The organism is Arsenicicoccus dermatophilus (assembly GCF_022568795.1).
In the GTDB taxonomy this organism is placed as follows: domain Bacteria; phylum Actinomycetota; class Actinomycetes; order Actinomycetales; family Dermatophilaceae; genus Arsenicicoccus; species Arsenicicoccus dermatophilus.
The window spans coordinates 353792-366579 of sequence record NZ_JAKZHU010000001.1 but is presented as its reverse complement, the minus strand read 5'-3'; the positions used below and the strand labels follow the sequence as shown (position 1 = coordinate 366579).

General features: G+C 71.3%; 14 protein-coding genes. 11 read left to right on the top strand and 3 right to left on the bottom strand.

The window, feature by feature from the left end:
* Positions 1-135: 135 nt before the first annotated feature.
* On the bottom strand, positions 136-1092 hold the full coding sequence (locus tag MM438_RS01735; RefSeq protein WP_241450071.1) for an ROK family protein: 957 nt from the start codon (positions 1090-1092) through the stop codon (positions 136-138).
* A gap of 149 nt (positions 1093-1241) precedes the next feature.
* On the opposite strand from MM438_RS01735, the gene MM438_RS01730 reads away from it, so the two are divergent.
* The 4 genes from MM438_RS01730 to MM438_RS01715 all read left to right on the top strand — a co-directional run bounded on the left by MM438_RS01730 (position 1242) and on the right by MM438_RS01715 (position 5944).
* On the top strand, positions 1242-1955 hold the full coding sequence (locus tag MM438_RS01730; protein WP_241450070.1) for an HAD family hydrolase: 714 nt from the start codon (positions 1242-1244) through the stop codon (positions 1953-1955).
* Positions 1952-4477, top strand: a complete 2526-nt coding sequence (locus MM438_RS01725) for a glycoside hydrolase family 65 protein (protein ID WP_241450069.1) — start codon at positions 1952-1954, stop codon at positions 4475-4477. Before MM438_RS01730 ends, MM438_RS01725 begins: the two co-directional genes overlap by 4 nt.
* Before the next feature lie 166 nt (positions 4478-4643).
* The gene (locus tag MM438_RS01720) at positions 4644-5273 is read left to right on the top strand and encodes a flavin reductase family protein (RefSeq protein ID WP_241450068.1); all 630 of its coding nucleotides are present in this window, start codon (positions 4644-4646) and stop codon (positions 5271-5273) included.
* 140 nt (positions 5274-5413) lie between these two features.
* Complete coding sequence (locus MM438_RS01715) at positions 5414-5944, top strand: serine hydrolase (RefSeq protein ID WP_241450067.1); 531 nt, start codon at positions 5414-5416, stop codon at positions 5942-5944.
* Positions 5945-5959: 15 nt separating this feature from the next.
* Here the strand turns inward: MM438_RS01715 and MM438_RS01710 are convergent, their stop codons facing one another.
* Both MM438_RS01710 and MM438_RS01705 read right to left on the bottom strand, forming a co-directional pair.
* The gene (locus MM438_RS01710) at positions 5960-7069 is read right to left on the bottom strand and encodes a tyrosine-type recombinase/integrase (protein WP_241450066.1); all 1110 of its coding nucleotides are present in this window, start codon (positions 7067-7069) and stop codon (positions 5960-5962) included.
* A complete protein-coding gene (locus MM438_RS01705; RefSeq protein ID WP_241450065.1) occupies positions 7044-7571 on the bottom strand; it encodes a helix-turn-helix transcriptional regulator in 528 nt (175 codons plus the stop codon). The genes MM438_RS01710 and MM438_RS01705 overlap by 26 nt, the downstream gene beginning before the upstream one ends.
* A gap of 95 nt (positions 7572-7666) precedes the next feature.
* Here MM438_RS01705 and MM438_RS01700 point away from each other — a divergent pair, with 95 nt between their 5' ends.
* The 7 genes from MM438_RS01700 to MM438_RS01670 all read left to right on the top strand — a co-directional run bounded on the left by MM438_RS01700 (position 7667) and on the right by MM438_RS01670 (position 12670).
* Positions 7667-7858 (top strand): helix-turn-helix transcriptional regulator, encoded by a 192-nt coding sequence (locus MM438_RS01700; protein ID WP_241450064.1) that lies wholly within the window; start codon positions 7667-7669, stop codon positions 7856-7858.
* Complete coding sequence (locus MM438_RS01695; RefSeq protein ID WP_241450063.1) at positions 7855-8184, top strand: hypothetical protein; 330 nt, start codon at positions 7855-7857, stop codon at positions 8182-8184. The genes MM438_RS01700 and MM438_RS01695 overlap by 4 nt, the downstream gene beginning before the upstream one ends.
* Positions 8181-8411 (top strand): hypothetical protein, encoded by a 231-nt coding sequence (locus MM438_RS01690; RefSeq protein ID WP_241450062.1) that lies wholly within the window; start codon positions 8181-8183, stop codon positions 8409-8411. Before MM438_RS01695 ends, MM438_RS01690 begins: the two co-directional genes overlap by 4 nt.
* Before the next feature lie 539 nt (positions 8412-8950).
* Positions 8951-9127 carry a hypothetical protein gene (locus MM438_RS01685; RefSeq protein ID WP_241450061.1) on the top strand — a complete coding sequence of 59 codons (177 nt, stop codon included), beginning with the start codon at positions 8951-8953 and terminating at the stop codon, positions 9125-9127.
* The gene (locus MM438_RS01680) at positions 9124-9396 is read left to right on the top strand and encodes a hypothetical protein (protein WP_241450060.1); all 273 of its coding nucleotides are present in this window, start codon (positions 9124-9126) and stop codon (positions 9394-9396) included. The genes MM438_RS01685 and MM438_RS01680 overlap by 4 nt, the downstream gene beginning before the upstream one ends.
* 518 nt (positions 9397-9914) lie before the next feature.
* Positions 9915-11363: a terminase large subunit domain-containing protein gene (locus tag MM438_RS01675; protein ID WP_241450059.1), complete on the top strand. Its 1449-nt coding sequence runs from the start codon at positions 9915-9917 to the stop codon at positions 11361-11363.
* Positions 11364-11377: 14 nt separating this feature from the next.
* Positions 11378-12670: a phage portal protein gene (locus MM438_RS01670; RefSeq protein ID WP_241450058.1), complete on the top strand. Its 1293-nt coding sequence runs from the start codon at positions 11378-11380 to the stop codon at positions 12668-12670.
* The last annotated feature ends 118 nt before the right edge of the window (positions 12671-12788 follow it).

Sequence of the window (12788 nt, the reverse complement as noted above, 5' to 3'; positions counted from 1 at the left end):
CCCCTGAGTGGCCTAGCAATGGTCACCTCACATCGCTGGAGAAATCGTTGAGTGATCAAGGACACCGGAAGCGGGGTCGCCCGGCTGCACCCCCTCTCTCGCGTCGGCACCCGCACCGCCCCGACCTGCCCCGACTCACCCCGCTCGGCGGGCGGCCAGCGCGTCCAGCCCGAGGGCGACCGCCCCGAGGACGCCGGCGTCGTCACCGAGGCCGGGCGCCACGACGTACTCCCCGGCCCCGCCGAGGATCTCGGGCCGCCGCACGTAGCCCCCCAGCCGGTCGACGAGCTCGCCGCGCATGGCCTCCAGCGCCCCTGCCAGGTGCGGCACACCGCCACCGACCACGATCCGGTGCGGGGACAGGGTCAGGACGATGCCGGCGATCAGCTGCCCGACGTAGTAGCCCGCGAGCCCGGCGGCCTGGCGCTGCCGGTCGGGGTCGAGCGTCTCCAGCCGTGCCCCGAAGCGGTCGGCGAAGGCCGGGCCGCTCGCCATGCCCTCCACGCACCGCCCGTGGTAAGGGCACCGGCCCGGGTAGTCGTCGGCGGGGTGCGGGTTGACCATCAGGTGACCCATCTCGGGATGGAGCAGCCCGTGGACCGGGCGGCCGTCGAGGACGGCGCCGCCCCCGATCCCGGTGCCGACCGTGAGATAGACCAGCGAGTCGACGTCCTGCCCTGCGCCCCAGCGCAGCTCGCCGACCGCCGCCCCGTTGACGTCGGTGTCCCAGGCGATCGGCACGTCCAGGTGGCCACGCAGCGCGCCCACCACGTCGGTGTCCTGCCAGCCCGGCTTGGGGGTCGAGGTGATGTGGCCGTAGGCCGCGTCGTCCCGGTCCAGGCACACCGGGCCGAAGGCCGCGACCCCCAACGCGTCGATCCGCTCTCCGGCGTCCTGCTGCTCGCGCAGCCAGGCGCCGATCGCGTCCAGGGTGGCCCCGGGCTCGGTCGTGGGGATGGAGGTCCGGGCACGCAGGTCGTCGGGACCGCCGGCGAGCGCGCACACGACCTTGGTGCCACCCATCTCGATCCCGGCGACGGTGCGGCGGGCGTCGGTGGCGGGACCTTCCGGCATACGTCCTGAAGCAGTCATGGGGACAACTGTGCCGCGCCTGACAGCGGACCGCCCGTTCGGCGAGCGACTGTCACGGTGGGCGACGACGCTGGGCCAGGTTCGTGCGCCCGGGGACTCTCTGCGTGTGGATCGTTCAAGCGCCCCTCCGGAGTCGCTACCGTTGAGCCGTGGACTGGACCAGATACGACGCTGCTCTCTTCGACCTCGACGGGGTCGTCACCCCTACCGCGATCGTGCACATGCGTGCGTGGAGCGAGATGTTCAACGCCTTCCTCGCGACCCGGGGAGTGACCGAGCCCTACACCGACGCCGACTACTTCGCGCACGTGGACGGCAAGCCCCGGTATGACGGGGTGCGGTCCTTCCTCGCCTCCCGCGACATCGTGCTGCCCGAGGGCGACCCCACCGACGGCCCCGACGCGGAGACCGTCGCCGGCCTCGGCAACCGCAAGAACGCCGCCTTCATGGAGGTGCTGCACCGCGACGGCATGCAGGCCTACCCCGGCTCGCTGCACCTGCTCGACCACCTGACCACCCTCGGCACCAAGGTCGCGGTGGTCTCCTCCTCCCAGAACGCCCGCCCCGTGCTCGAGGCCGCCGGCCTGATCGACCGCTTCCCGGTGATCGTCGACGGCCTGGTCGCCCGGCAGGAGGGCCTGCCCGGCAAGCCCGCCCCCGACACCTTCCTCGCCGCCGCCGCGCGCCTGGGGGTGGCGAAGGAACGCGCCGTCGTCCTGGAGGACGCCGAGTCCGGCGTGGCCGCCGGGCGGGCCGGCGACTTCGGCCTGGTCATCGGCGTGGACCGCGGCGCGGGCGTCGAGGCGCTCACCCGCAACGGCGCCGACCTCGTCGTCTCCGACCTCGACGAGCTGGTGAAGTGAGCCCTCACGACCTCGGCGAGGACCCCCTCGACCGCACCCGCTTCCCCGTCGACCCCTGGCGCCTGGTGGAGACCGAGTACTGCAGCGACGACCTGGGGACGATCGAGACCCTCTTCGCCGTCGGCAACGGCTATCTCGGCATGCGGGGCAACCCGCCCGAGGGCCGCGACGCGCACACCCACGGCACCTTCATCAACGGCTTCCACGAGACCTGGGACATCCGGCACGCGGAGGCAGCCTTCGGCTTCGCCAAGGTGGGCCAGACGATCGTCAACGTCCCCGACAGCAAGCTGATGAAGCTCTACGTCGACGACGAGCCGCTGCTGCTGTCCGTGGCCGACCTGGTGGAGTACGAGCAGGCCCTGGACTTCCGGACCGGGCGCCTGTGCCGGGACCTGGTGGTGCGCACCGCGTCCGGCAAGCGGGTGCGCGTCTCGGCGACCCGGATGGTGAGCTTCACCGAGCGCCACCTGGCGATCATGACCCTCGAGGTGGAGATGCTCGAGGGGGACGCCCCCGTCGTCATCTCCAGCCAGATCATCAACCGCCAGGACGGCAAGGACGAGTACCACGTGCCCGGCTCGGCGATGGGCGAGGGCCGAGACCCGCGCAAGGCCGCGACCTTCACCGAGCGGGTGCTGCTGCCCCAGTCCCACTGGCACAGCGAGCGCCGGATCATCCTGGGCTACAAGACCGCCCGCTCCGGCATGACCCTCGCCGTCGGCGCCGACCATGTCATCGAGACCGACGCGGACTACGAGGAGCTCATCGACTCCGACCAGGACCGCGGCCGCAAGATCTACCGCGTCGACGCCCGCGAGGGGCAGACGATCACGGTGACCAAGGCCGTGACCTACCACACCTCCCGCGGCGTCCCCGTGCGCGAGCTCGTCGACCGCTGCCGCCGCACCCTGGACCGGGTGCGCGAGTACGGCGCCCAGCACTACATCGACCAGCAGCGCGCCTGGCTGGACCGCTACTGGGCCAACACCGACGTCGCCGTCGAGGGGCACCCGGCGCTGCAGCAGGCCGTCCGCTGGAGCCTGTTCCAGCTCGCCCAGGCCTCGGCGCGCGCCGACCAGCTCGGCATCGCCGCCAAGGGCGTGTCCGGGTCGGGCTACGAGGGCCACTACTTCTGGGACACCGAGATCTACGTCATCCCCTTCCTGACGTACACCTCCCCCGAGGTCGCCCGCAACGCCCTGCGCTGCCGGGTGCAGATGCTGCCCAAGGCACGCGAGCGTGCCCGCGAGCTCGCCCAGCGCGGAGCGCTGTTCCCCTGGCGGACCATCAACGGCGACGAGGCCTCGGCCTACTACGCCGCCGGCACCGCGCAGTACCACATCGACGCCGACGTGGCCTTCGCCTTCAGCAAGTTCGGCGACATCACCGGTGACGTGGGCTTCATGGCCCGCGACGGCATCGAGGTACTCGTCGAGACCGCGCGGATGTGGGCCGACCTCGGCTTCTGGCGGGAGAACGGCACCCGGTCCTTCCACATCCACGGGGTGACCGGGCCGGACGAGTACACCACCGTCGTCAACAACAACCTGTTCACCAACGTCATGGCCCGCGACAACCTCGAGCGAGCCGCCCGCGCCGTCCGCGAGCTGGGCGCCGCGGACCCTTCGGCATACCTGCGTCTGACCCGCCGGCTCGACCTGGACCCGGCCGAGATCGACGAGTGGCAGGCCTGCGCCGACGGCATGCACATCCCGTACGACCAGACCCTGGAGATCCACCCGCAGGACGACCAGTTCCTCGACCGCGAGGTGTGGGACCTGGCCCGCACCGAGCCGACCAAGCGGCCGCTGCTGCTGCACTACCACCCGCTGGTGATCTACCGCTTCCAGGTGCTCAAGCAGGCCGACGTGGTGCTCGCGCTGTTCCTGCAGGGCGACCGCTTCTCCCTGGAGGCCAAGCGACGCGACTTCGACTACTACGACCCGATCACCACGGGTGACTCCACCCTGTCGGCGGTCGTGCAGTCGATCATCGCGGCCGAGGTGGGGTATGCCGAGATGGCGCTGCGCTACTTCCGCGCGGGCCTGTACGTCGACCTGGCCGACCTGCACCGCAACACCTCCGACGGGGTGCACATCGCCTCGGCCGGTGGCGTCTGGGCAGCGCTCGTCTACGGCTTCGCCGGGATGCGAGACTACCACGGGGACATCACCTTCGACCCGCGGTTGCCCGAGGACTGGCCGGAGCTGACGTTCCCGATCCGGGTGCGCGGCACCCGGGTGCGGGTGACCGTGCGGCAGGATTCGATCGGCTTCGAGGTGGAGGAGGGCGACGCGCTCGAGGTGGCCGTGCGCGGCGAGCACCACGAGGTGCGCGCCGGTGCTCCGGTGACCGTGCCGCTGGCCGGGCAGGGCCCGCGGCGGCGCTCGCTGGAGGGCACCCACCCGGTGATCGGCGACCTGCGGGCCGACGGCACCATCATCACGGCGGGCGTCCCCAACCCCGACCTGCCGCGGCGGGCCAGCAGCGCACCCAGCGACCCGCGCGTGAGCGACTGACCCGCTGCCCCGGTGACGCGAGGGCGCGCCGACCCGCACGGTGCGGGTCGGCGCGCCCTCGACGTGCTGCCGAGCCGGGCGACGAGGCCGAAGCGGGGTCGGACGAGCCTGCGACGGGGCGGACGCACGCGGTCCGGCGAGCCGCCGTGCGACATACCGTGGGGGCATGCGCATCGACTACCCCGCTGCGGGTGACCAGGGCCTTCCCCCGGCCGCGATGTACCGCCTGCTCACCTCGGTGGTCGTCCCCCGGCCCATCGCCTGGGTGACGACACGGTCGGCGGCCGGGGTGGACAACCTCGCGCCGCACTCCTTCTACACCGTCTCGTGCGTGCGGCCGCCGATGGTGCAGTTCACCTCCGTCGGGGTCAAGGACACCCTTCGGAACGTCCAGCAGACCGGCGAGTTCGTCATCCACCTGCTCGGCGAGCGGCACGTCGAGGTGGGCAACGCGACGGGCACCGACTACCCGCCCGAGGTCAGCGAGCTCGACGCCCTCGGCCTGACCCGGGAGCCCGCAGCGACGGTCTCCGTGCCCCGCCTCGCCGAGTCCCCGGTGGCCATCGAGTGCCGCCTCCACCAGGAGCTCACCCTCGGGGACTCCACCGTCGTCATCGGCGCGGTGACGCACGTCGCGGTCGACGCCGCCGTGCTCGACCGCACCGACCCGGAGGCGCCCCACGCCCGGATCCGGGACCTCGCTCCGGTGGCACGGCTGGGGCGGGACGAGTGGTCCACCATCGGTGAGGTCACCGAGCGTGCCCGCATCCCGTGGAGCGTCATACGCCCGACCTGACCGCACTTGTCCAGGCCAGACGAGTTGTCCGTAGCCTCTTCCGTCTCAGCCCGCACACAGCCGTGCCTAGGTTTCCCTCACGCAGGGTGATGATTCGCTGAGACGCAGCGTGCTCCCCTGCCCGCACCGGGGGGACGCTGATGGGGAATCGACGGACCGGCCTGACCACCACGCTCGCGAGACTGCTCGTCGCGGGTCTGGCAATCGGCACGGGGACCGCAGCCGACGCCGCCGCCCACCCGCCCGAGGCCGCTCGGGCGTCCGTGGCCCTCGCTCCCGCACCCGCTGTCCCGTCACCCGTCCAGGTGCAGCAGGCGAGGTTCCTGCGGGAGGTGGTGCCGCTCGTCGCGCCCTACGACATGGGGGTCGCGATCCGGGACAACCGCACGGGGGTCTGGCTGAGCTATCGCGGAGACAGGAGGGTCTTCCTCGCCTCGACCACCAAGCTCGCCACCAGCGCGGCGACCTTCCTGCACGCCAACGAGCGTCGCCGCGGCCCGACGCCCATCGAGCGGGCCTGGATGGTGCGGGCGCTGCAGGTGTCGGACAACAACGCCCAGTCGGCCCTGTCGCGCGGGATCGGCTCGCACGCCGGATTCGCCCGGCTGACCCGCAGGTTCGGGCTGCGGCAGACCACACCCTTCTACGGCTACGGCTCGACGGTCGAGTAACCGCAGGTCAGAGCGCTAATCAGCCGCCGCAGTCCGCACAGAGTCCGCAGAATCCCCGAGAGCGGCACTCATCAGGTCTGCGGCGGCTGCTCGCGTCCGGTCGTCCGCCTTGGGCCACAGGTGGGAGTAGACGTCGAGGGTGATGGACGGCGACGAGTGGCCGAGAGCGTGCTGCACGGTCACGACGTCGCAGCCGGCCGCGATCAGCCCCGAGGCGTAGTGGTGTCGCAGGTCGTGGAGCGTGAACCCGTGGAGCCCGGCCTTGGCCCTGACGCGCCGCCACTGGTCGCCCGCCGACGACCGGTTGTAGGGGACCCCGAGGCGCGCTATCAGCCACTCGTCGGCCTCGGACAGGCCCAGCCACTCGACGTGCTGCGCGAGGAGCGTCACGAGGCCTGACGGCGCGGGGACTGTCCTGACCGACCCGCACTTCGGTGGCGTCACCGAGGTGCCCTCGCGGGAGCATCCCTGAACCTGGCGGCGGACGGTGATCGTGCGTCGCAGGAAGTCCACGTCTCCGAGCTGCAACCCCGCTGCCTCACCGAGGCGCAGGCCGGCGAAGGCGCACACGGCCACGAAGGGCCGGAACAGCTCGTCTGCGGCGTCGAGTGCGCGGCCGACCTGCTCGGAAGTGGGGACACGCATGGACCCCTCGGCCTTGGGTACCTGGGGCGGCTTGACCCCGGCTGTCGGGTCGGTGGGGATGACGCGCTGACGGACGGCGGCCAGGAAAGCCATGCGGACGTAGTTGAACCTAGTGCGCCGGGTGGTGGCTGCGAGGCCCTGGGCGCCCTGCATGGCCTTCATCCAGTCGCGGACGTGCTGCTCGGTGACGGACCGGATGGGCAGGTCCGCGAACGTGACGGATGCCAGGGCCAGGGCGGCGGCCTCGGTGGTGCGGGGCGCCCAGTCCTGCGAGGCCGCCCAGGTGTCGTAGAAGGCCCGGAACGCCATGCGCCCGGATCTGGGGTCGACGTACTGGCCGGTGACGACGGAGGCGGTCACCTCGTCCAGCCATCGCCGGGCGTCGACCTTGCGGGCGAAGTGACGTGCGTGCTCGCGGCCGGTGTCGTCTCGGTAGCGCGCCCGCCACCTGCCGTCAGGGCGCTTCGCTATCGAGGCCATGTGGCGCACCTTCCATCTGAACCCGAAGCCGGCTGTGCTCCTCGGAGACCAGATCACGCTTGAGCATGCCCCGCGCTCGACTGCACGAGAGTCGTACCCATTGCAGCTGCTCGGCAGGGATAGCCCCCTCATTCATGGCCTGTTCAGTGTCCTCAAGCGCCTTGGCCATCCGACGACGCCACAGGTCCACATCTTCGAGGCTGAGGGCTGCCCTCTTGGCGACGCGCCGTAGGGAGTCCATGCATTCAACGAGCTCCTCATCGCCGCGCAGGTCGCCTGTCGATCCAATGTCGTCAACCAGCACGTTCAAGATCGCGGCCAAGTCCTGCGCCTCGGTCAAGCGAACTGGCCGGTCCCCCTTCTCGACGGACCACACCGTTGCCTGGGACCACTTGTGGCCGCGCTCACGCATGGAGTCCGCAAGCGCCGCCTGCGTCATGCCTTCGCGGAGCCGTTGCACATTCGCCCCGATCCGCTGGTCTCTCGTCTCGTCATCGTTCATGGGCAGCACGCTACCAAGGTTCCCAGTTGACCCCCACTAGCAACCGTGGTTTACTTCATTTGTCAGTCATCCACGACTAGAAATTGAGGTGAAGTATGTCCACCAAAATCCTGACCCTGGCCGAGGCCGCTGAGCGACTGCGCAAGACGCCAGCACAGATGCGATGGATGAGGTACAACGGCACGGGTCCCCGGTCCGCCAAGCTGGGCGGGCGCATCGTCTACCGCGAGAAGGACCTCGAGGACTGGATCGAGGAGGCCTTCCGGGCCGACGAGGTGACGGCATGATGACCGCCACCAACGAGAAGTCCCCCGCCGTGCTGGCACACGACGAGGGACAGAGCGGCTACGTGGACGCAGGCGCCGCTCACCACCTTACGGGCCTGGCTGAGGCGCTGCTGCACGACCTCGCCGGCATCACCGGACTGCTTACCATCTGGCGCGACGCCTACCAGGCCGGACACCGGGACGGTCGAGCCGAGGCCGAAGCCGAGATGGCCCCCCTGCACCGCCACGCCGTCAGGACCGCCCAGAGCGCGACCAGCATCCCCGCCCGCGACCACCAGCGAGACCGCGACCGCCGGGCACGCATCGAGCGGAGGTGGGCAGCGTGAGCAACGTCCTCGTGGTCTGCCGCGAGACCAACGGCCGCGTCCCCCTGACCAGCCCGACCGGGAGCGATGTGCACGAGCTCCTGCTCAGCGCTCGAGTCCTCTCCGCAGGCAAGGAGCCGTTCCGCACGGTCCGCGCCTCACGCCTGCCCGACGTCCTGGCCGTAGCCGAGGCCGAGGGGTGGCGCGTCATCGAGTCGAGGGCGCGCAGAGCCCAGGAGGGGCCGTGAATCGTTGGCGAGCCCGACATGGAACAAGCACCACCGGGCCGCATGGGAACGCTTGGCGGTAGACGCCGGGGACCAGCTCGACCTCACGACCAGGATCCTCCTGGTCGCCCAGGGGCGGCTCGCCAGGAGCGGGCACGCAGCGTTCCGTCGAGCCGAGATGTCCCGCCTCCTCGGCTCCGTGGCCCCCGGAACGGGCGAACTGACCCCCGTCCATCGCAACTCGATCCGCAAGGCGATCGACAAGGGCATCGCGGTCGGGGTGTTCGCCAGCGGCTCAACGTCCGAGTGCATCCGCATCCCGCACTACCTGACGACACACGACGCAGGGAAGGACCTCGATTGCCCCACCTGCACCCGACCCAAGGCGCGAAACGCACGCCCCCAGCGTGCATTAGCACCCCCTCAGGACGCCTAACGCACGCCCCCAGCGTGCGGTGCGCACACTCCCAGCGTGCGTTATCCGGCATCTCCGCAGGTCAGGGCTTCGGCCCTCTCTATCTCTTCTCAACCCGACTTCTCCGTACGAAAGGCACCACACCATGAGCACCACCCACAGCACCATCCACCTCGCCCAGACCGCCGCCATCGCGGCCACCGCCCTCGCAGGCATCGCCTGGGTCGCCCTCGCCCGAGTCGCCCGCTGCGCCCCCGCCGCCGAGGTGTGGCACGCCGGCTACCAGGCCGGCCGCAACCACAACGAGGAGACCACCCGATGAACGCCTTCCACCGGCAGGCCGTCGAGAACAACGCGACCGCCCTCTACCGCGCCCTCACCTACACCGAGGCCCTAGAGTTCGCCGACTTCGACACCGCCGAGCAGACCCTCGCCGCCATCCAGCCACGCGACGGCATGACCCCCGAGAGCGAGCTCCTGGAGGACATGGCCCACCTGGTCTGGCACCTGCTCGACCACGACGGCAACGGAGCGCAGGCCATCCACGACGGCAAGGAGCGCGCAGCCCACGCCCTCGCCAATCTCGCCTGACCACCCACCCCATCGTGCGGGCGGGCCACCCATCGGCCCGCCCGCACCCCAGCCACAGGAGCACCCATGACCATGCGTCCGTGCCTCCGCTGCGGTGAGCCCACCGCCGGGAGCCACTGCGAGGAGCACAGGCCCAAGCACTACCCCAAGGCCCCCGGCCACGAGCGGGGCTACGACTGGGCCTGGGTGAAGCTCAGTCGCCGCGCCCGCCGCCTCTCGCCGCTGTGCGAGGACTGCGGAGCCACCACCGACCTCACCACCGACCACTCGCCCCGAGCGTGGGAGCGCAAGGCCGCCGGACTGGCGATCCGCCTGGAGGACGTCGCCGTGGTCTGCCGGTCCTGCAACAGCAAGCGAGGACGAGCCCGACCCGTGACCGAGAGTGACGACCTGGGGGGAGGGGGTCGCTCAGCGCTCGCCCCTCCCCCGGCGCCCAGGCGCAGGGGCCATCACACTCGCACGCCTGTTCGACTGAATGCCACGGAGGGTGACCAGTGAAGGCCGGTCCGAAGGGAGCCGTGGACCCGTCGCCCCTGCCGCTGCGCACCCGAGCCACGGGGGCGGCCCGGTTCGCCCGGTTCTGCCAGCGCTACATCGTCACGCCGAAGGGCACCGGGGCGCGGTCCCCGATGAAGCTGCGGCCCTGGCAGGTCGAGCTCGTCGGCTCGGTCCTGGACGCTGACCCTCGCCCTCGCACCGCCGGCTGGATGATGCCGCGTGGACAGGGGAAGTCGACCCTGGTGGCCGCGCTCGGCCTGTACGACCTCATCCTGGGCGACGAGGGCGCCGAGGTCGATGTCGTGGCCGTGGACGAGCGGCAGGCCGGCATCGTGTTCGGCACGGCCGCGCGCATGGTCGAGCTACACGACGACCTCGCGTCGCGCGTGCAGGTCTACAAGGACCGGCTGACGGTGCCTGAGCGGGGCGCGAAGTTCCAGTGCCTCCCCGCCTCGCCCAAGGCGATCGAGGGGCTGGACCCGTCCCTGGCGATAGTGGACGAGCTGGGCGTCGTGGACCGCGACGTGTTCGAGGTATTAACCCTGGCCCAGGGCAAGCGCGCCCAGTCCACGTTGATCGGGATCGGGACGCCCGGCCCGGACCCGCACAACAGCGTGCTGACCGACATGCGCGTGTATGCCGCTGAGCACCCCGACGACCTGACGCAGGTGTGGCGGGAGTTCAGCGCCGCGGGGTTCGAGCACCACCCGGTCAACTGCGAGCACTGCTGGGAGCTGGCGAACCCGGCCTTGGACGACTACCTGCACCGCGACGCGCTGACGGCGCTGCTGCCGCCGAAGGTGCGTGAGGCGACGTTCCGGCGCGCTCGGCTGTGCCAGTTCGTGACCGACACCGACGGCGCGTTCCTGGCGCCCGGCGTGTGGGACGCACTGAGCACGGGCGAGGGCATCGACGAGGGCACCGACGTCGTGCTGGCGCTCGACGGATCGTTCAGCGACGACACGACGGCGCTGCTGCTCGGCACCGTGTCGACCCGGCCGCACTTCGACGTCCTGGCGACGTGGGAGCGACCGACGAGCGACGAGGCCTGGCGGGTGCCCATCGCCGAGGTCGAGAACACCATCCGCGCCGCCGCCCGCACCTACCGGGTGGTGGAGATCATCGCGGACCCCTTCCGCTGGACGCGCACGCTCCAGGCGCTGGAGGCCGAGGGCCTGCCCGTCGTGGAGTTCCCCCACTCGCCATCGCGGCTGACGGCCGCGACGGGTGACCTGCTGAACGCCGCCAACAACGGGGAGCTGACGCACTCCGGTGACCCGCGCCTGGCCGCGCACGTCGCCGCCGCCGTGATCACCGAGGACGCCCGAGGGGTGCGCCTCGCCAAGCCCAACCGCAAGCGCAACGCCCGCAAGATCGACCTCGCCGCGTGCCTGGTCATGGCCCACTCCCGCGCCACCTGGCGCGCCACCCGCAAGCCCCCTCGACGCCGCGTCGCGGGGTTCCGATGACCGGAGGACACCTCATGCCCACTGATCTGCTCACGACGCTCCTGACGGCCCTGGACGCCCCGCAGGCCCGGTACGCCGCGCTCGACCGCTACTACGCCGGCACCCAGCCCCTCGCGTTCCTGGCGCCCGAGGCCCGCGAGGCCCTGGGGGAACGGCTGACCACCATGTCGTCCAACCTGCCGCGTCTGGCCGTGACGTCGCTCGCGGAGCGGCTGCGGGTGACCGGCTTCACCCTCGACGGCAAGCCCGCCACGCAACTGTGGGAGGCGTGGCGGCGCAACGACCTCGACCAGCTCGCCGGGGTCGCGCACCGCGAGGCCCTGGCCCTCGGCAGCGCCTACGTCGCGACGTGGGCCGGCGAGGACGGCAAGGCCCTGGTCACGGTCGAATCTGCTCGTCAGGTCGTCACCATCCACGACCCCGCCACCCGAGAGGTGACCGCCGCCATCAAGCGCTGGGAGGACGCCCAGGGAACCCACGCTGTGGTGTACACCGCCGACACGATCCGCCACCACTTCGCCCCGCAGGCGGGCGCCACGGCCGGCTTCCGGGTGGTCGAGCGCATCGACAACCCCTTGGGAGTCGTGCCCGTCACGCCGCTGCACAACACCGACCGCCTGCTCGGCGGCGGGGTCTCCGAGATGGCCGACCTGCTGCCCCTGGTCGACGCCCTCTCCAAGCTCCTCGCCGACATGCTCGTCGGCAGCGAGTACTACGCCCGGCCCCGGCGCTGGGCTACCGGCGTCGAGCTGGCAGAGGACGCGGACGGCAACGCGGCGAACCCGTTCGCTGAGGGCATCAAGATGATGGTCTCGGAGTCGCCCGACACGAAGTTCGGCAGCCTTCCGGCGGCGGATCTCTCCGCCTACACCGACGCCGTGAACGTCGTCACGTCGCAGATCATGGCGGTGTCGGGTCTGCCAGCCCACTACGTCGGTGTGCTGTCGAACCAGCCATCCAGCGCTGACGCCCTGCGCGCCAGCGAGGCCAGCCTGACCGCTCGTGCCGAGGCCCGTCAGCAGGTGTTCGGGCGCGCGTGGGAGCGCGTGGCGCGGCTGGTCCTGGCCGTCGAGAACGGTGTCGACCCCGCCACCGTGGCGCCGTCCGTGTCGTGGGCCGACCCCGCCACCCGCTCCGTGGCGCAGGAGGCGGACGCCGTTGTGAAGCTGTACAGCGCGGGTCTGCTGCCCGCGTCGGCCGCGCTGCGACGCCTGGGCTACTCCGACAGCGACATTGACGCGATCCGCCGCGACATGTCCGCTGACGCCGTGTCGCGCCTCGATCTTGGCGGTGTCGTGGCCCGATGAGCAGCGAGACTCCCTACCAGAGGGCCCTTGTCGCCCTGGCCGATGGCGCGGTCACGACGTGCCTGAGGGTCGTCGTGGCGTGGCTGGCGGGCCGTGTCGCGACACCTGACGCGACACG

Coding starts and splice junctions, on each gene's coding strand:
- MM438_RS01670 (WP_241450058.1), top strand. CDS start 11,378: ATGCCCACTGATCTGCTCACGACGCTCCTGACGGCCCTGGACGCCCCG.
- MM438_RS01715 (WP_241450067.1), top strand. CDS start 5,414: ATGGGGAATCGACGGACCGGCCTGACCACCACGCTCGCGAGACTGCTC.
- MM438_RS01700 (WP_241450064.1), top strand. CDS start 7,667: ATGTCCACCAAAATCCTGACCCTGGCCGAGGCCGCTGAGCGACTGCGC.
- MM438_RS01680 (WP_241450060.1), top strand. CDS start 9,124: ATGAACGCCTTCCACCGGCAGGCCGTCGAGAACAACGCGACCGCCCTC.
- MM438_RS01720 (WP_241450068.1), top strand. CDS start 4,644: ATGCGCATCGACTACCCCGCTGCGGGTGACCAGGGCCTTCCCCCGGCC.
- MM438_RS01695 (WP_241450063.1), top strand. CDS start 7,855: ATGATGACCGCCACCAACGAGAAGTCCCCCGCCGTGCTGGCACACGAC.
- MM438_RS01710 (WP_241450066.1), bottom strand. CDS start 7,069: ATGGCCTCGATAGCGAAGCGCCCTGACGGCAGGTGGCGGGCGCGCTAC.
- MM438_RS01685 (WP_241450061.1), top strand. CDS start 8,951: ATGAGCACCACCCACAGCACCATCCACCTCGCCCAGACCGCCGCCATC.
- MM438_RS01735 (WP_241450071.1), bottom strand. CDS start 1,092: ATGACTGCTTCAGGACGTATGCCGGAAGGTCCCGCCACCGACGCCCGC.
- MM438_RS01705 (WP_241450065.1), bottom strand. CDS start 7,571: ATGAACGATGACGAGACGAGAGACCAGCGGATCGGGGCGAATGTGCAA.